Genomic DNA, 17,826 nt, shown 5'->3' with positions numbered 1-17,826 from the left:
CCTATAAAGTCTTGGAGACCTTATAGGTTTAAAAAACCGCCCCACAGTACCCTCCGATACGACAGCCCCCTTTCGCAGGAGTACACTTTGTTGGGCATGGTTTTAGTCGCTATCAACGTTCTGGCGAAGAGTCACACCATATGCAAATACCACCGGTTGCCATCGGGGAAGGCGATCTTACTCCCCGTTATATTCAGGATTGGGTCGATCAGGCACTGCTTCGTTATGCCGACCAGATAGCCGTGGTTTTTGGCCATGAGCAATTGACTTACAGTCAGTTAGCGCAGCAGGTTGAGCGCGTGAGTCAGGCTATTCTGGGCGGGCAACCCCATGCCGACATTGTGGCGCTGAGTACGGCGCGGAGCCTAAACCTGGTGGGCAACCTGCTGGGTATTCTGAAAGCGGGCAAGGCCTACCTCCCCCTCGACCCGACCTACCCCGCCGCCCGCCTTACCCAGCTCATCACCGATTCGGGCGTGACAGCCTGCGTGTGTGACGAGGCTGAATGGGCGTTTTTTGCCGAATTGGGACTGAAACCGATTCAACTGGCTGACTTACAGGAAATAACCAATGCATCACCCAGCACCCGTTCCGACACTGCCTGTGTGCTCTATACGTCGGGGTCGACGGGGCGGCCGAAGGGGGTTTGCCTGACCCACGCCGGGCTGATTGAACTGCTGAACTGGCAACTGAAAACGTGGGGAAATACAAGCCTGAATACGCTCCAGTTTTGCCACCTCAGCTTCGACGCCTCGGTGCAGGAAATCCTGGTTCCCCTGCTCACAGGCGGCACCATCCACCTGGTCGATGAGACTATCCGGCTCGATGCGGGACGGCTCGTTTCATACCTTCAGGAGCGGGCTATTGGGCGAGTGTTTCTGCCGTATGTGGTGCTGAGTTACCTCGCCGACGCAGCCCACGCCATGCAGACCTACCCGGCCCAGTTGCGCGAGATCATCACGGGTGGTGAGCTGCTAAAAATTACCCCGGCCATTGCCCGTTTTTTTGCCAAAATCCCCGCCTGCTCGCTCCTGAACGTGTATGGCCCCACCGAGGCCAGCGTCTGGGTGACGGAACTGCGCTTAACCGGCGACCCGCTTCAATGGCCCGAAATACCCACCATTGGCAGTCCCATTGCCGGTCGGGGGGTGTGGCTGCTGGCTGAAACTGGCCTGCCCGTTGCCGATGGCGAGGTAGGCGAAATTTGCCTCACCGGGGCCTGTCTGGCGGCGGGTTACCTGAACCAGCCCTACCGCACCGCCGAGCAGTTCATCACCTGGGCCGCCCCCGACGGCACCGCCCACCGGATGTATACAACCGGCGATCTGGCCCTGCGCCAGCCCGACGGTACGCTGGTGTTTCAGGGACGGCGCGACGGACAAGTGAAGATCCGGGGAAACCGCGTGGAAGTAGGCGAGATTGAGACCGTACTGGCGAAGCAACCCGCTGTGCAACAGGCCGTTGTGATTGCCCGCGAAGACGTGCCCGGTCAGAAAACGCTGGTGGCCTACCTGGTGGCCGTCGAAGCGGTTGACCTCAACGCCATCCGCCGCGCCCTCGCCGATACCCTGCCCGATTTCATGCTGCCCGCTCATTTCGTGGTCCTGCCCGAACTACCCCGCACCACCAGCGGCAAGGTAGACCGGCTGGCCCTGCCCAGGCCCAGTAGCCAGCGCCCCGCGCTGTCAGTACTGTACCGCGCCCCGCAAACCACCACCGAAAAAACCGTTTCGGCACTGTGGATGAACCTGTTGCAACTGGCTCAGGTGGGCGTGGACGATACTTTTTTCGATCTCGGCGGTAACTCGCTTTTGGCGCAACAGACCGTGGCGCAACTGGCCCAGCAGCACGGCCTGACCCTGCCCGTCACCAAACTCTACCAGTTTCCCACGGTGGCGGGCATTGCCCGTTTTCTGGATAAATCCGATATTGATTTCAACACCGAAACGGCCATGAAACCCCGTCAGGCCCGTTTTTCGGGCGAAGACCGCGACGTGGCCGTGATTGGCATGGCGGGGCGTTTTCCGGGGGCCAGCACCATCGCCGAACTCTGGGATGTGCTGCGCGAAGGCCGCGAAACCACCCGCTTTTTCACCCCCGACGAGCTTGACCCGTCTATACCCGCCCATCTCCGAAACTCGCCCGATTACGTGGCGGCACGGGGCGTCATCGACGGAGCCGATGGGTTCGACGCGCCATTTTTTGGTCTGAACCCACGACTGGCCGAGGTGATGGACCCGCAGCAGCGCATCTTCCTCGAAATCGCTTACGAGGTGCTGGAAGAGACGGGCTACCGGACCGCTTCGGCCACCGATACCATTGGCGTGTGGGCGGGCTGCGGCAACAATACGTATTACCTGAACAACGTGCTCACCAACCCAAAACCGGTGGCGCAGGTGGGCGCGTTTCAGGCCATGACCGTCAACGAGAAAGATTACATCGCCTCGCGCACGGCCTACCAACTGAATCTGAAAGGCCCCGCCGTGAGCGTCTATTCAGCCTGCTCCACGTCATTACTCGCTATTTGTCAGGCGGTTGAGGCCCTTCGCGCCGGGCAATGCACCGTGGCGCTGGCGGGCGGGGCCAGCATTACGGCACCCATCAACAGCGGCCATATCTACGAAGAAGGGGCCATGTTCAGCCGCGACGGACATACGCGTTCGTTCAACGCCGGGTCGAGCGGCACGGTCTTCAGCGACGGGGCCGGGGTAGTGCTGCTGAAAACCCTGGCCGATGCCCGGCGCGATGGTGATACCGTTCTGGCGGTCATCAAAGGCGTGGGCGTGAACAACGATGGTGGCGGCAAAGGCAGTTTCACCGCGCCCAGCGCCGAAGGGCAGGCCGGGGCCATCCGGCAGGCGCTGCACGACGGGCAAATTGACCCCGCCACCATCAGCTACGTCGAAGCCCACGGCACGGCCACGCCTCTGGGCGATCCCATTGAAATAGAGGGACTTACAATGGCCTTTGGCCCGGACGTGCCGGTAAAAAATTGCGCGATTGGGTCCATCAAAAGCAACATGGGTCACCTGACCCAGGCGGCCGGCGTGGCGGGTTTGATTAAGACCGTGCTGGCCCTGAAACACCAGCAACTGCCCGCCTCGCTCGGCTACGACACGCCCAACCCGCACATCGACTTTGCCCACAGCCCATTTGTGGTTAATGTAGCCTTAACCAACTGGCAGTCAGACAGCTTACGCCGGGCGGGGGTTAGCTCGTTTGGCGTAGGAGGTACCAATGTGCATGTCGTTTTGGAAGAATACGTGGCCGAACCTGCGCCAAAGCCCACGCCGCAGCCCCGCCCCTATCAGCTGCTGACGTGGTCGGCGCGGAGCGAAACCAGCCGCGAGGCCTACGCCCAAAAGTTGGCCCGGCACCTCCAGAACAACCCCGATTCGCTGGCCGACTCGGCGTTTACGCTGCAAACCACCCGCCCCGATTTTGCTCAGCGCCGGTTTGTCGTGGCCGCCACTGCCGACGATGCCATGGCGCAATTAACGGCCCAAAATGTACCGTCGGGCACGGCGGGCGAGGTGCGGGTGGTGCCCGAAACGGTGGTGTTTATGTTCCCTGGTCAGGGGGCGCAATACCCCGGCATGGGCCGCGAATTGTACGAATCCGAACCCGTTTTCCGGCAGGCCGTCGACGACTGCGCGGCCCTGTTGCAACCCCACCTGGGCGGCGACATTCGGACGATTTTGTACCCCGAAACGGGCGATGGTAACAGCCGCGAACGGCTCAAAAACACCCGCTACGCGCAGCCAGGGCTGTTTATAACGAATTATGCGCTGGCCCGCCTCTGGCAAAGCTGGGGGATTGAACCCACCGTGATGTGCGGTCACAGCCTTGGCGAATTTGTGGCAGCACACCTGGCAGGTGTGTTCAGCCTGGCCGATGCGCTGCGGCTGGTAGCTACTCGCGGACAGCAGATTGGCAGCCTGCCCCGCGGCAGTATGCTCTCGGTGAAACTGGGGGAAGCCGCCCTGCTGCCCATCCTGCCCGACACGCTGTCGATTGCGGCCATCAACAGCCCCACAGTCTGCGTGGTGGCGGGACCAGACGAAGACGTAGCCCAGTTCGCACAGCGGCTCGACGCGCAGTCGGTGTCGAACCGGGTGCTGGAAACGAGTCACGCCTTCCATTCGGCCATGATGGATTCGGTGGTGGAACCCTTCGCCGAGGTGGTGCGCAGTATTCCACTGGGCATTCCGAAGCGACCCATTATTTCGACCGTGACGGGTACCTGGCTTACCGACGCGCAGGCTATCGACCCGGCGTACTGGGCTAAACACCTGCGCCAGACGGTGCGTTTTGCCGATGCCGTTGCCACGGTGCTCACCCTGCCCACACCGCTCGTTTTGGAAGTAGGCCCGGGCACTACGCTGACCACACTAACCCGCCAACAAGCTGGTTCACAACCGCTTACAACGATAGCCAGCCTGGCCGTTCGTCCCGACAAACAGCCTGAAACGGTCTCGGTCCTGACCGCGCTGGGGCAGCTTTGGCGCACTGGCTTAGCCCCCGACTGGGCGGCCATCTACGCCGACCGGCACCCCATGCGCATTAGCCTGCCTACCTACGCTTTTGACCGGAAGCGCTGCTGGCTCGACCCGCCCACGAGCGCCGTTCCGGTGATTACGACCGATGCAGTCGGCCAAAATAGCTTTTTCCAGGCCACAGAGGCCCTTTCTTCGGCATACAACCAGGATACTCCCGTAACAGCCGCACCCATTATGCGCAAAGACTATCTACTCACCACCGTTAAAAACCTGCTGGAAGACGCCTCTGGCATTGAACTCGCCAACGTCCGGCCCGACGCATCGTTTCTCGAAATTGGCCTCGATTCGTTGCTGTTAACGCAGGTGGCCCTGACGCTGAAAAAAGAGTTTGGCGTGCCCCTCACCTTCCGTCAGCTCAACGACGACTGCGGCACCCTCGACGGCCTGGTCCACTACCTCGACACCACCCTCCCCGCCCATCAGTTCCAGCCACCCGCAGCGACGACAGTGGCCCCGCAGCCGATCAGTTTCGCCCAAAACACGGCCATGCCGACGCTGGCAACGGGTGTACCCGGCGGCGAAACGGCTATGGAACTGATTGCCCAGCAACTGCAACTGCTGGCCCGGCAGGTGGCGCTTTTGCAAACCGGCAACGCCGCCCCGCCCGCCACCACGCAACCCGTTTCGGTGCCCACCGCAGCGCCCAAGATGGCCACGCCGGTTAGCCCCGCCAAACCGGCTCAACCGATCACTAGCCTGGCCGAACTGTCGCCGGAAGAGGCAGCGGAGATCAAAAAACCGTTTGGTGCCACGGCCCGGATCGAGCGGCAGGCCACAGAACTTACACCGGCGCAACAAGCTTTCTTACAGACACTTACAACTCGATATACCCAGAAAACGGCGGGTAGTAAAGCGTCTACGCAGCAGCACCGCCCCTACATGGCCGACCCCCGCGTGGTGTCGGGCTTCAAGCCGTTGACCAAAGAAATCGTGTATCCGCTGGTGGTGAACCGGTCGGCGGGGAGCCGGTTGTGGGACGTTGACGGCAACGAATACATCGACGTGCTGAATGGCTTTGGCTCTACCATGTTCGGCTACCAGCCTGATTTTATGAAGCAGGCCCTGCACGATCAGATCGAGCGCGGGTTCGAGATTGGGCCGCAGCACGAACTGGCAGGCGAGGTGAGCCGACTCGTTAGCGAGATGACCGGCAGCGAACGCGTGGCCCTCTGTAGTACCGGTTCCGAAGCCGTTCTGGGGGCTATGCGCATTGCCCGCACCGTTACGGGCCGGTCGCTGATTGTGGCGTTTACGGGGTCGTATCACGGCATTGTGGACGAAGTGCTGGTGCGCGGCACCAGGAATCTGAAGACCTTCCCGGCGGCGTCGGGCATTATGCCGGAGGCGGTGCAGAACATGCTCATCCTCGACTACGGCACCGACGAAAGCCTCCGTATCATCCGCGAACGGGCGCACGAGCTGGCCGCCGTACTGGTGGAACCCGTGCAAAGTCGCCGCCCGGAGTTCCGGCCTATCGCGTTTTTGCAGGACGTCCGCGCCATCACCGAAGCCGCCGGTACTGCCCTTATTTTCGACGAAGTGATTACCGGTTTTCGGATGCATCCGGGCGGGGCGCAGGCGCTGTTTGGCATCCGGGCCGACATTGCTTCTTACGGAAAAGTAGTGGGCGGCGGGCTGCCCATTGGTGTGATTGCAGGCAAAAAAGCCTTCATGGACGCGCTGGACGGGGGTACGTGGCAGTTTGGCGATGACTCCTTCCCCGAAGTGGGCGTGACCTATTTCGCCGGTACGTTCGTGCGGCATCCGCTGGCCCTGGCTGCGGCCAAAGCGTCGTTGTTGCACCTGAAGGAAACGGGGCCGGCCCTGCAACAGGGGCTTACGGCCAAGGCTAACTACCTCGCCAAAACCCTCAACGCCGACTTCGAGCGGCAGCAGCTGCCGTTTTTCATTGCCCAGTTTGGGTCGCTCTGGAAGATCAAATTTACCGAAGACGTCCCCTACAGCGAGCTGCTGTTTACGCTCATGCGCGAGGCGGGCATCCACATCTGGGACGGCTTCCCCTGCTTTATGACCGAGGCCCATACCGACGACGAGGTTGAGCAGATCATTGCCGTTTGCCGCCAAAGTGTAGCCGCCATGATCGAAGCGGGTTTCTTCAAAACCGCCCCCACAGCCCCGCAGGGCACTGTTCCAAACGGCAACGGCAATCACCAAACCGCGCAGCCCGTACTGGAAACCGCTACTGTTGGCCCCGACCAGCCGCCCATGCCCGGTGCCCGCCTGGGGCGTGACCGCGCCGGCAACCCCGCCTGGTTCATTGCCAACCCCGACAAGCCCGGTACGTATTTGCAGGTAGAGTAGTTTTCGCGGTATACCACTTACTCGTGTGCGTAGTTACCCCCGCCTGATGGCGGGTTTGCGCGGTTTACAACGGGTATGGATTGATCTAGGTTTGCATTGACTTCACTGGCCAGTCGAGTCTATTCACAACCATCAATTCCTCGTAAACCATGCAAAAGCACCTAAATCCGGTTCGGACCCACGGGTCGGAACTACCACTACTGCCTTCTGTTGACGAGCCTTGTCTGCTCGTACCGCCGTCGCCGGAGTTGAAAGAAAAACTCAACAAAGACCTCGAAAAACTCCGTAAACGTGACAGTGCGCTGTCGGCCAACCTCACCTTCCGTGAAGAGAAATCCGTTGGTCTCGACGATGGCCTGATCTACCCCGGCACCCTGTTTCCGCTGGGTACCACGGCGTCGGTAGCCAGCCGGGCTGCCGCAGACCGGGCACCCCTGCGTGGCACCGTGCGCGTGGCGGTGATCCTGGTCAATTTCAGCGATAGGGCCATGGCCCAGCCAGCCAGCCACTTCAACGACCTGTTCTTCTCTATCGGGGCCGTACCCACGGGCAGTGTCCGGGAGTATTACCGCGAAGTGACCAACAACCTGGTCGACATTCAGGGACAGGTGATTGGCCCCGTCACGCTGTCGCACACGATGGCCTACTATGCCCACGGGGCCAGCGGCACGGGCAATGCCGCGCCCAACGCCCGCAACATGGCGCAGGAAGCCGCCCAACTGGCCAACCCGCTCATCAACTTCGGTAATTACGACAACGACGGCGACGGGTTTGTCGACGCGTTTGTGGTGATTCACGCGGGCGGTGGGGCCGAACAGTCGGGGTCAGCGTCGGAGATCTGGTCGCACAAGTGGCAGTTGCCCAGCCCCTTTGCTGCCGACGGCAAAACAATCTACGCTTACCTCACCGTGCCCGAAAACTGCCGACTGGGGGTGTGCGCCCACGAACTGGGCCACCTGCTGTTTGGCTTTCCCGATCTCTACGACGGCGATTATTCGAGCGAAGGTATCGGCAACTGGTGCCTGATGTCGGGCGGTAGCTGGAACGGCAGTACCCCTGGCGACCGCCCCGCGCACCCCTCGGCCTGGTGCAAAGTGAAGCAGGGCTGGGTGACGGTAGTAAACCAGACCACCAACGCCGCCGTGAGCCTTCCCGACGTGAAAAGCAGCCGCCGGGTGCACCGGCTCTGGAAAAACGGCGCGGCCGGCACCGAGTATTTCCTGGTCGAGAACCGCCAGAAAACCGGCTTTGATGACCACCTGCCGCAGGGTGGGCTGCTGGTCTGGCACATCGACGATGCCGTGAATGGCAACACCAATGAAGCCCACTACCAGGTGGCGCTCATGCAGGCCGACGGACTCCGCAACCTGGAGCTGAACAACAACCGGGGCGATGCGGGCGACCCATTCCCCGGCAGCGCCAACAAACGCACGTTCAATGCCTCCAGCACCCCCAACTCCAACTCCTACGCAGGTTCGGGGACGTGCGTGGCCATCACCGACATCAGCGATGCCGCCGCCACCATGACGGCCCGATTCCAGGTGCGTTGCAAAGTGATTCTTAAGGAGTTTAAGGATAAGGATAAAGACAAGGAGATCATCAAAGACCACAAAGACATCATCAAAGACCACAAAGAGATCGTCAAAGAGCAGAAGGAGTTTGTGAAAGACTTCCACCCCGACAAGCCCATCAAAGAGAAGGACAAGGAGAAAGACATCTTCGAAAAGCCGGGCGATAAATTCGGTGACGGCAAATTCGGTGACGGCAAATTCGGCGATGGCAAGCTCGGCGATCAGGGCGGCGGCGGTTTTGGTGGTGGAGGCGGCGGCTTCGGAGCGGCGGCTCAGGCTGACCCCATGGCCCGGCTGGCGGCGGTAGAAGGGCGACTGAATGCGCTGGAACCGTTTATCAGTCAGGCACTTCGCCCCGATCTGACCACCGGAGCCTACCGGCAAGAAGATGACCAGACTACCGACGGTGAGCTGGATGCAGCCACAAAAAACAGCCTGGATACTAAGGTTCCCGACACGATCACGCTGAATAACAAGCACACACACCCCATGAAAAAACTACTCATTATCAGTCAGTTGCACGATGCCGTAGCCTTCGCGCTGGCCGATGTACTGCATCAGCAGGGGCAGCTACAGGTAGACTGCCTCACCGATGCCGACCTGCTGACGGCCCCCGACTGGCGGGTGTGGCTCACCACCGACACTACCCACTGGCAACTCACCCTGGCCGACGGCCGGGTGTTCACCAACGCCACTACCCAGGCCATCTACAGTCGGCTGACGCTGCTGCAACCCGCCCCCTTTGCTAACCCTGCCGACACCCATTACGCGCAGGCTGAGTGGTATGCGCTGCTGGCAGGCTGGCTGCAAAATCTGGGTACTACACGGCGGCTGGGTGCGTTGTCGCCCACTACTCTGGCAGCCAATACGGCCAACCCGCTGCTACGGCTGAGTCAGCTGGCGCAGGCCGGTCTGCCCGTGGCCGATATGACCGCTTCGACTCAGGCAACCACAATGGGTCAGCCCGCCCGACCCGATTCTACCCCTGGCGTTTGGCAGCAGGAACCACTACTCAACCAGTACCAATCGGTGCTGGCCCTGGGGCAAACGCTGACCGGTTCGTTGGCCAGTTTGTTTGGCGAGGGCGTTCAACAACTTCAGCAACAGCTTGATTGTGAACTACTTCAGGTCTATTTCACCCAAACCACCAGGGGCGACTGGAAAGCCACCAACTACCAGACCGTAGTACAACCCGATACCCCCGACGACCTGCTGGCTCTGGCCCACTACCTCACCCAGCAAACCCTTGCACCCACCCCCGCGCCCCACGCCCTTAGCCCCGTGCGCTTAACCCCCGCCCAGCCATGATCCTCGTTGCCGGTATTGCCACTGAAGAACCCCTGGCGCGGGTGATTGATAGCGCCGAAGCCCTGGGGGTAGACTGCGCCGTGTTTAACCAGCGCGACGCGGGCCACTACGACCTGCGCGTCTCCCTGAGCGACAACCACCTCCGCGCCGACCTGTGCCTGGCCGGGCAGTGGATCGACCTGACCACCGTGGATGGAATTTATGCTCGCCTGATGCCGCCCGACACCTTTCCCGATACCCACGTCAACGGCACCACCGTCCGCCTGCCCGCCGTGCAGCATCAGCGTCGACTGTTTATCAATACGCTCTTTGCGCAACTCATTGATATGCTGCCCGTTAGAATACTAAACCGACCGGAAGCGATGGGATCTAACTTCTCGAAACCCTACCAACTGGCGGCCATCCGGGCGGTGGGACTGGGCGTACCGGCCACACTGCTGACCAACCAACTCGCCGCAGTCGAGGCTTTTGAAGCCGAGCAGGGTCCGCTCATCTTCAAATCGATCAGCTCGACCCGGTCTATTGTGAAGGTACTGAATGATACCTACCGCCCCCGGCTGGCCCATATTGCGGCCTTGCCTACCCAGTTTCAGGCGTGTTTGCAGGGCCACAACATCCGCGTACACGTGGTGGGCGATGTTCTCTTCGCCGCCTACATCGACAGCACCAACGTTGATTATCGGTATGCGGGGTCAGATGGCGGCACCACCACCATGCAACCCATCGATCTACCTGAATACGTTGAGCAACAGTGCTTTACGTTATCGAAAAAGCTGAATCTGCCGCTCTGTGGTATCGACCTGTTTCAAACCATCGACGGTACGTATTGTTGCTTTGAAGTAAACCCGTCGCCGGGGTATTCGTATTTCCAGAACGAGGCGGGGCTACCCATCTCCGACGCTATTGTCCGCTACCTTGCCACCGGCTCGGCCCGGTAACGCCATGCAGCTCATTGAAAACCGTACGCAGCTCACCGGCCTGCTTCAGCACATCAAGCCCGACAGCGACATCGCCGGTTTCGGCGAAGTGACACTAATCGTCCACCACACGGCCCCCCTGCCCGGCATTACCGACCTGCTTTCGGCCCGTTCGCCAAAGACCGTGTGTATCTATGTACCTGATGCAGAGCTTACTAACCCTCTGCTAAAGCTCGACGAAACCGTAACACTGGTGGTGCGGCTGGCCTCCCGCGACCACTTTTTCGCGCAACCCGACACCCTGCGCTTAGCGGAGTGATGAATTTTTTCGGGAAAAGTGCTTGATTGTGAATACATTTCTGCGCTTACTTTGCAATTCAAAGTACTTTTTAATTTAGACACTCATGACCCCTCCTCCTTACCAGCCTGAGTCGTTCTTCGACCGGGTCAACGCGTGGCTCCGCACCTCGACCATGATCAAGCTAGCCGTCGTTGGCGTGTTGGTGCTGATTCTGCTTATTCCCACGTTCATGCTCGAAAACCTCATCCGCGAGCGCGAAGCCACCCGGACAGAGGCCATTCGGGAGGTGAGCGAGAAGTGGGGAGGTACCCAAACCGTGAGCGGCCCCATTCTGAGCGTGCCGTACCTGATTCACACCAAAGGAGTCGACGGCAAAGAAGAAACGAGCACGGCCTACGCCCACGTCCTGCCCGATAATTTGGCCATTACGGGTACACTTCAGCCCGAACAGCGCAACCGGGGTCTGTTTCAGGTTATGCTCTACAACACCCGCCTCACCATAAAAGGCAGCATTCCGCGCCCCTCGCCCGAACGCCTGGGTATTGCCCCCGCCGACATGCAGTGGGACAAAGCGTTTGTGTCGCTGGGCGTGACCGACATGAAGGGCATCAAAGATCAGGTCGATTTGCGGGTCGACGGGAAGGCGCTGGCTGTTGAGCCGGGCATCCCCACCACCGACGTCCTGGAGTCGGGCGTGAGCGCGCGCGTACCCATCGCCGATTCAATCACGTTCGATTGTGCCTTGAACATCAACGGCAGTTCAGACCTGTATTTCATGCCGTTTGGCAAGCAGACCACCGTATCGCTCACCTCGCCCTGGACCACGCCGAGCTTTGTGGGGGCGTCATTGCCCGACGGGCGTACGATGACCAACAAGGGGTTTACGGCCAACTGGAAGGTGCTGCAATACAACCGAAACTACCCGCAGCAGGGCGTAGGGGCCTTTTTGAGTCGCCAGATTGGTAACAACCCCGACAACCGCGAATCGGTAGCGGCCAACACATCCTTTGGCGTACGGCTGCTCCTGCCGGTGGACGAATACCAGAAAACGATGCGGTCGGCGAAATACGGAGTGATGTTTATCATCATCACGTTTACGGCGTTTTTCTTCGTCGAAATCCTGAACAAGCAGCGCATTCACCCCATCCAGTACCTGCTGGTGGGCTTTGCCGTCTGCCTGTTTTACCTGTTGCTGCTAGCCATTTCGGAACACATCACGTTCAATATCGCCTATGGCATCAGTGCCGCCGTGACCCTGGCCATGATCTCTTCTTATGTGCGCTACGTGTTCAAAAACGGCCGACTGACCATCCTCTTCAGCAGCGTATTGGCCTTGCTCTACGGCTTCTTTTTCTCCCTGCTGCAACTCGAAGATTACGCCCTACTGCTGGGCAGCCTCGGCCTGGCCCTGATCCTGGGCATCATCATGTACCTCACCCGCAACGTAAACTGGTACCGGGCGTATGAGGGGGCGTGAGTCTGGAAAGTCGACTATCGACTTTCCAGACTCACGATGCCTCTATCTGATTGAGTGGACCAACTTGAATGGTGTTTGGGTGGTTGTATAAGTAGTATGAGACTATATCACTTTATGATCGGGCTCACTACCACCCCCATCAGCTTGATTCATCTTAGTTTTGCCGGTCTGGCCCTATTTACGGGCACCTGGGTGGTACTGAACCCCAAGGGCACCCGCCGCCACCGTTGGTTGGGTTACAGCTATGTGGTCAGTATGGTGGTAGTGCTGACTACCGCCTTTGGTATCTACCACTTGTTTGGCCGGTTCGGCATTGTGCACTGGGGCGCCGTGGGTTGTTGTTTGGCCCTGTTGGGTGGCCTCTGGCCGGTCTGGTTACGGCGTCGCGTGTCGTCGTGGCTGTTTTGGCACCAATTAGGCATGGGCGTGTCGGTGTCGGGCTTGTACGCTACGTTTGTGGTCGAGTCGACGTACCGGCTTTTTCCAGCCCGGTATTTCTGGCTAACCACCGTTGGCACGTCCATGCTGGTGCTACTGGCGGCGGCCCTGCTGCTCTACAGGCAGCTGACACCACAACTACTGACGCGCCGTTCGGTAGCGAAACAGTAGCAATCAAAGCGATATTAACGACTCCTATGTGGCTCTTCTACGCACTTCTTTCTGCTGTTTTTGCTTCACTGACGGCTATTCTGGCCAAAGTCGGGATTAAAAACGTAGATAGTAATCTGGCCACGGCGGTGCGCACGGTGGTGGTGATGTTGCTGGCCTGGGGCATCGTTTTGTTCCGAAAATCGGCGTCAGGGCTGGGGTTTTCGGCACAGCTGTCAGCCCTGTCAGGCACGAACTGGACATTTCTGGTGCTGTCGGGGGTGGCTACGGGCTTGTCGTGGCTCTGCTATTTCAAAGCCCTGCAACTGGGTAACGTCTCGCAGGTGGCCCCCGTCGATAAGCTTAGCCTGGCCCTGACCATCCTACTGTCGGTGGTGTTTCTCGGCGAGGTGCTCACCTGGAAAATCGCCCTCGGCGCTGTCCTGATCGTGGGCGGCACGCTGGTGTTGATCTGGTGAAGGTGGCTATTGCCGCTCGAAGTTGTAGTAACCCAACGAACCTGCTCCAGGGCTAATACTCAGCCGTTTACTATCGACAGACACCAGATCGAACGTCTGCCCCGCCAACGACGACATACAGACGGCCCGAATCCGAATCTGTTTGTTGGTAAGCTCATAGTTGCCACCGCCGCAACCTAGGAAAGCATATTCAGCGGGAAGGGTGTTTGAATACGTTTCGTTAAAGGTGCCATCGTTTGCGAAAGTAACCAGCACGGTTTTGCCGGAAGGAACACTGACCGGCGCGCTGCTGATTGAGGGGTTTCTGACGTACCCCACCAATCGCCAGTTGCCCACCAGTTCATTGGCGGGCGTAGGGTCTGTTTTGGTGCAGGCGGTGACGAGTATCAGGATGGCGAACGTGAGTAAGTGCTTAACCATGTGACTATCATGTGAATTAGTTATCACAAGACCCAAGCGACACCGAAAGCGTTGGCATCGTATAATACAATGACATATTGCCCCCTCGTCATTTTCCCTCGAACCACTGCCGGAAGGAGCTGGCTTTTTCTTTACTGATGGCTAGTTCCAGTCGGCTATTGGGGGCTTTCAGCCGGAGAAGTAATTTGCCTGTGTAATGCAGTTCGTAGCCGCTAATAGCCTCTAAGCCAATCAGATACTGCCGGTTAGCCCGAAAAAACAGCGTCGGGTCGGCCAGCTCTTCTACTTCGTCCAGCGTTCGGTAGTCGGTAACGAGTTGCTGGCCGTCGGTGGTGTGGAGAAAGATGAGTTCGTCGCGGCAAAAACAGGCCACCTGCTCCTGAGGAATGGGGACAATCTGCCGGAGGTGGTGAGCCATAAACCGGCGTTTGTAGACCGGTGCGGTCAAGCTCCCCGACAGCTGACTCAGAAAAGTCCGAAACTGATCGGCAAAGTCGGCACCGGAGGGTTGCCAGCGGTGGAATTTGGCCAAGGCGGCTCGCAGTTCGTCGGGATCGATGGGCTTGAGCAGGTAATCGATGCTGTTGAGCTTGAACGCCCGGATGGCGTATTCGTCGTAGGCGGTGGTGAAGATGACCGGCGTGTTCAGCCCCGCCTGCCGGAACGCTTCGAAGCTCACGCCGTCGGCCAGCTGGATGTCGGCAATGACCAGGTCGGGACGGTGGCGGGCAAGGTACTCAACCACCTGCTGCACGCTCGTTAGCGGACCGGCCAGGGTAGCCGTTGGCTCCAGTTGGCCCACCAGTTTATGGAGTTGTTTGCCCACCAGTGGCTCATCTTCAATCAGCAGAATTGTCATGACAGCAGGGGAATGCGTACCCGAAAAACGTGCCCATCGTTTGCAATGTCAACGGGTTGTTCACTCATAAATGCGTAGAGTTGCTGAAGGTGTTGCAGGCCTTGCCCGTTGGAAGTGGTCACCAGTTTTTTGCGCTGAACCGCATTCGTCACGCTCAGGTAGTCGCTATCGGCAACCAGTTCCACCACCAGCGGCTGGGCCTCACTGATAACGTTATGTTTAATGGCGTTTTCGATCAGAATCTGGAGCGTTACGGGGGCAATGAGCCGGTCACGGGCCTCGTCGCTAATATGGCAATGTACCTGAAACTCGCCGTTGAACCGCGTCTGCAACAGCGACACATACTGATTAATGAACACCAGTTCGGTGCTCAGCGGCACCAGGTCACGACTTTTGTGCTGTAATACATAGCGAAATACCTTCGACAGTTGTTGCAAAAACTGCCGGGCCAGGGCGGGGTCGTCGTCAATAAGGCTATCGAGTGAAGAGAGGCTGTTGAACAGGAAATGCGGGTTAAGCTGGTTGCGGAGGTTATCATACTGCACCTGCGCCTTTTCCTGCTCCAGCCTCGCCGTACGGGTCAGGTTCTCCTGCCACCGCACAAACAGGTGGTGCGCAATGAAGCCCAATCCTACTACGATGTTGGCCATAAACGCCCCCCAACTGATGGTCAGGAGCATCAATCGGTTTATCAGGTGACTGAGGGTGGGCACGATGTAGTGCAGAATAAGCAGGCTGCAAAAAAACAGCACCGTTTTCACGATGGCCCAGCCACCCAGCAACTGAATGGCCAGGCGTTTTCGCACGTTTTTTTCAAGCGGAAACCGCCCGTTCAGCCATTGGTTGAAGCCATAGTGAAACGCCCACACGCCGTTGAGCATGGCCAGGGTCATCACAAACAGGATGGCTTGCTGCTGCCAGCTGATGTCGGGCAGCACCCATTTGCGCCCCGCAATGCCCAGCAGCGACATGCCCAGAAACAAAGCCTCAACCCGCCTGTCGAATTTGATTTTCATGGCCGCTGATGATTTGGCCGTCGCTCATTTCAATGATGCGGTCGGTGCCCGCCGCAAAATCGGGGTCGTGCGTGACGGTGATGATGGTCTGCCCTTTGGCGGCCAGGTCTTTAAAGATATGAAATACATTCTCCGAATTGGCCCGGTCGAGGTTGCCCGTTGGTTCGTCGCCCATGATGATCGTCGGGTCGTTGATGAGGGCGCGGGCAATGGCCACGCGCTGCTGCTGCCCACCCGATAATTTGCTGGCGGGCTTGCGGGCGTAGTCGGCCATGCCAATGAGGCGGAGCTTTTCCATGGCCCGTTCTTCCAGTTCGTGGGCGGGGTATTTGCCTAACTTCTGCCCCGGCAACATCACATTTTGCAGGGCCGAAAACTCCGGCAGCAGGAAGTGAAACTGAAACACGAAGCCCAGGTGCTCGTTGCGAAAATGGGCCAGAAAATCCTGGCTGCGGCCCGTGAGGCTTGTACCCGCCATCTCGATCTGCCCGTCGTAGCTGGTGTCCATAGTCGAGAGCAGGTAGAGCAGTGTACTTTTCCCACAGCCCGACTTGCCCACGATAGCCATAAACTCGCCCTGTTGCACATCAAACGTGATATCGCGCAACACCTGAAATTGATCAGGGTCGTAAAAGTATTTGTTCAGATGCCGGGCCGAAAGAACCATAATACTAGTGATGAGTGGTAAGTGGTGAGTGGTAAGTCACCCTCTCAGGATGGCTACGGGGTCTACTTTCGAGGCTTTGCGGGAGGGAAAATACCCCGCCAGCAGGGTGGTGATAACGCCGAAGAGCAGGCCCATGACATAGTACTTGGGGGCGAAAATGACGGGGAAGGTCTTGAGACTGATCATATTGCCCGTGTCGAAGGGTGTAATGGAGAGCAGGTAGCTCAGTCCAAACCCGATGCCCAGGCCCAGCAGCCCACCCGATATGCCAATGAAGACCGCCTGAAGCAGGAAAATCGCCACGATGTCGCGGCTATCGAAGCCGGTTGCTTTCAGAATGGCGATGTCTTTGATCTTGTTGACCACGGTCATGTTCATGATGTTATAGATGCCAAACCCGGCCACCACCAGCAGCGTAAACGACACCACGAAGGTCATGACGTTGCGAATTTTTTCGCCCGCCAAAATTGCCGTGTTAGCTGTGGCCCAGTCTTCGGTATGGTAGCCAAACATGGCCTGAAGCTGCTTACCGAGCGGAATAGCCCGCATGGGGTCGGTCATTTTCACGTGGATGTCGGTGATGTAGCTGGGGTCCTTCTGCAAAATCTCCTGCACCGTCGACAGGTTGGCGTAGCTGCGGGTGTTGTCGACGGTGCTGATGCCGAAGCCAAACGTACCCGCTACGCGCAACACCCGTGTGCCGCCGGTGGGCGTGGTCACGGTCACTTTGTCGCCCACGCGCACGTTCAGGTCGCGGGCCAGGCCGGTGCCCATAATTAGGGCGTCGGGGTTGGTTTTCAGGGCGTTCAGGTTGCCCGACTGAAGGCGCGTGGTGAGGTGGTACAGCGCATTTTCGCGGTCGATGTCCACGCCCGCAATAATCCCCGACAGCTGGATGGGGCCGTTGTTATAGAATACCTGTGTGCTCAGCTGCGGCGACACGCCCAGCACGCCGGGTTGCCGCCCGATGCGGTTGGCGATGATGAGACCATTCTTCAGCCGTGCCGATTCGGCCCTGGGTTTTTGGTGATACACCACGTTGAACCCACCCGGATGCGCTTCGTCAATCAGGCTTGCCCGTTGGGTGTTGACTTTGTTGAAGACCCGGATGTGCGGGCTGGCGTCGAGGGCCGAATCTTCCAGAAACTGGTTGACGCCCTGCATAAACGAGATCATGGTGATGAACATGGCAATGCCAAACGTAACGCCAAGCATGGCCACCAGGGTCTGCCGCTTCTTGGCCAGCAGATGCGTCCGGGCAATTTGGGAGGCAATGGTCAGGTTCATGAGGAAGTGATGAGTGATGAACGGTGAGTGGTGAGTGGTGAGTTTGCTTCCGCAA

The 17,826-nt window shown here is 59.0% G+C and carries 12 protein-coding genes; 7 read left to right on the top strand and 5 right to left on the bottom strand.

Going from position 1 to position 17,826, the window contains the following annotated elements:
• The first annotated feature begins 140 nt into the window (after positions 1-140).
• The 7 genes from J2I48_RS19780 to J2I48_RS19750 all read left to right on the top strand — a co-directional run bounded on the left by J2I48_RS19780 (position 141) and on the right by J2I48_RS19750 (position 13,522).
• On the top strand, positions 141-6,881 hold the full coding sequence (locus tag J2I48_RS19780; protein ID WP_207337221.1) for a polyketide synthase: 6,741 nt from the start codon (positions 141-143) through the stop codon (positions 6,879-6,881).
• Positions 6,882-7,030: 149 nt separating this feature from the next.
• The gene (locus J2I48_RS19775; RefSeq protein WP_207337220.1) at positions 7,031-9,760 is read left to right on the top strand and encodes a M6 family metalloprotease domain-containing protein; all 2,730 of its coding nucleotides are present in this window, start codon (positions 7,031-7,033) and stop codon (positions 9,758-9,760) included.
• Positions 9,757-10,698: an ATP-grasp domain-containing protein gene (locus tag J2I48_RS19770; RefSeq protein ID WP_207337219.1), complete on the top strand. Its 942-nt coding sequence runs from the start codon at positions 9,757-9,759 to the stop codon at positions 10,696-10,698. The genes J2I48_RS19775 and J2I48_RS19770 overlap by 4 nt, the downstream gene beginning before the upstream one ends.
• 4 nt (positions 10,699-10,702) lie before the next feature.
• The gene (locus tag J2I48_RS19765) at positions 10,703-10,996 is read left to right on the top strand and encodes a hypothetical protein (RefSeq protein ID WP_207337218.1); all 294 of its coding nucleotides are present in this window, start codon (positions 10,703-10,705) and stop codon (positions 10,994-10,996) included.
• 85 nt (positions 10,997-11,081) lie between these two features.
• Positions 11,082-12,455 carry a cell envelope integrity protein CreD gene (gene creD, locus J2I48_RS19760; protein WP_207337217.1) on the top strand — a complete coding sequence of 458 codons (1,374 nt, stop codon included), beginning with the start codon at positions 11,082-11,084 and terminating at the stop codon, positions 12,453-12,455.
• A gap of 114 nt (positions 12,456-12,569) precedes the next feature.
• Positions 12,570-13,064 carry a DUF2306 domain-containing protein gene (locus tag J2I48_RS19755; RefSeq protein WP_207337216.1) on the top strand — a complete coding sequence of 165 codons (495 nt, stop codon included), beginning with the start codon at positions 12,570-12,572 and terminating at the stop codon, positions 13,062-13,064.
• 26 nt (positions 13,065-13,090) lie between these two features.
• Positions 13,091-13,522, top strand: a complete 432-nt coding sequence (locus J2I48_RS19750) for an EamA family transporter (protein WP_207337215.1) — start codon at positions 13,091-13,093, stop codon at positions 13,520-13,522.
• Between the two features lie 6 nt (positions 13,523-13,528).
• Here the strand turns inward: J2I48_RS19750 and J2I48_RS19745 are convergent, their stop codons facing one another.
• From J2I48_RS19745 to J2I48_RS19725, 5 genes are all read right to left on the bottom strand, one after another.
• Positions 13,529-13,942, bottom strand: coding sequence for a hypothetical protein (locus J2I48_RS19745; RefSeq protein ID WP_229376544.1), 414 nt, complete (start codon positions 13,940-13,942; stop codon positions 13,529-13,531).
• Positions 13,943-14,030: 88 nt separating this feature from the next.
• Positions 14,031-14,801 (bottom strand): LytR/AlgR family response regulator transcription factor, encoded by a 771-nt coding sequence (locus J2I48_RS19740; RefSeq protein WP_207337214.1) that lies wholly within the window; start codon positions 14,799-14,801, stop codon positions 14,031-14,033.
• Positions 14,798-15,817: a sensor histidine kinase gene (locus J2I48_RS19735; RefSeq protein WP_207337213.1), complete on the bottom strand. Its 1,020-nt coding sequence runs from the start codon at positions 15,815-15,817 to the stop codon at positions 14,798-14,800. Before J2I48_RS19735 ends, J2I48_RS19740 begins: the two co-directional genes overlap by 4 nt.
• Positions 15,789-16,484, bottom strand: a complete 696-nt coding sequence (locus J2I48_RS19730) for an ABC transporter ATP-binding protein (RefSeq protein WP_207337212.1) — start codon at positions 16,482-16,484, stop codon at positions 15,789-15,791. Before J2I48_RS19730 ends, J2I48_RS19735 begins: the two co-directional genes overlap by 29 nt.
• A 36-nt stretch (positions 16,485-16,520) precedes the next feature.
• Positions 16,521-17,771: an ABC transporter permease gene (locus J2I48_RS19725; RefSeq protein ID WP_207337211.1), complete on the bottom strand. Its 1,251-nt coding sequence runs from the start codon at positions 17,769-17,771 to the stop codon at positions 16,521-16,523.
• Between the last annotated feature and the right edge of the window lie 55 nt (positions 17,772-17,826).

The organism is Fibrella aquatilis (assembly GCF_017353255.1).
Lineage (GTDB): Bacteria > Bacteroidota > Bacteroidia > Cytophagales > Spirosomataceae > Fibrella > Fibrella aquatilis.
This window is presented reverse-complemented; position numbering and strand designations above follow the sequence as displayed.

Excerpts from the sequence above, each read along its gene's own strand:
- J2I48_RS19750 (WP_207337215.1), top strand. The coding sequence starts at position 13,091 with ATGTGGCTCTTCTACGCACTTCTTTCTGCTGTTTTTGCTTCACTGACG.
- J2I48_RS19755 (WP_207337216.1), top strand. The coding sequence starts at position 12,570 with ATGATCGGGCTCACTACCACCCCCATCAGCTTGATTCATCTTAGTTTT.
- J2I48_RS19780 (WP_207337221.1), top strand. The coding sequence starts at position 141 with ATGCAAATACCACCGGTTGCCATCGGGGAAGGCGATCTTACTCCCCGT.
- J2I48_RS19735 (WP_207337213.1), bottom strand. The coding sequence starts at position 15,817 with ATGAAAATCAAATTCGACAGGCGGGTTGAGGCTTTGTTTCTGGGCATG.
- J2I48_RS19775 (WP_207337220.1), top strand. The coding sequence starts at position 7,031 with ATGCAAAAGCACCTAAATCCGGTTCGGACCCACGGGTCGGAACTACCA.
- J2I48_RS19765 (WP_207337218.1), top strand. The coding sequence starts at position 10,703 with ATGCAGCTCATTGAAAACCGTACGCAGCTCACCGGCCTGCTTCAGCAC.
- J2I48_RS19730 (WP_207337212.1), bottom strand. The coding sequence starts at position 16,484 with ATGGTTCTTTCGGCCCGGCATCTGAACAAATACTTTTACGACCCTGAT.
- creD (WP_207337217.1), top strand. The coding sequence starts at position 11,082 with ATGACCCCTCCTCCTTACCAGCCTGAGTCGTTCTTCGACCGGGTCAAC.
- J2I48_RS19745 (WP_229376544.1), bottom strand. The coding sequence starts at position 13,942 with ATGGTTAAGCACTTACTCACGTTCGCCATCCTGATACTCGTCACCGCC.
- J2I48_RS19770 (WP_207337219.1), top strand. The coding sequence starts at position 9,757 with ATGATCCTCGTTGCCGGTATTGCCACTGAAGAACCCCTGGCGCGGGTG.
- J2I48_RS19725 (WP_207337211.1), bottom strand. The coding sequence starts at position 17,771 with ATGAACCTGACCATTGCCTCCCAAATTGCCCGGACGCATCTGCTGGCC.
- J2I48_RS19740 (WP_207337214.1), bottom strand. The coding sequence starts at position 14,801 with ATGACAATTCTGCTGATTGAAGATGAGCCACTGGTGGGCAAACAACTC.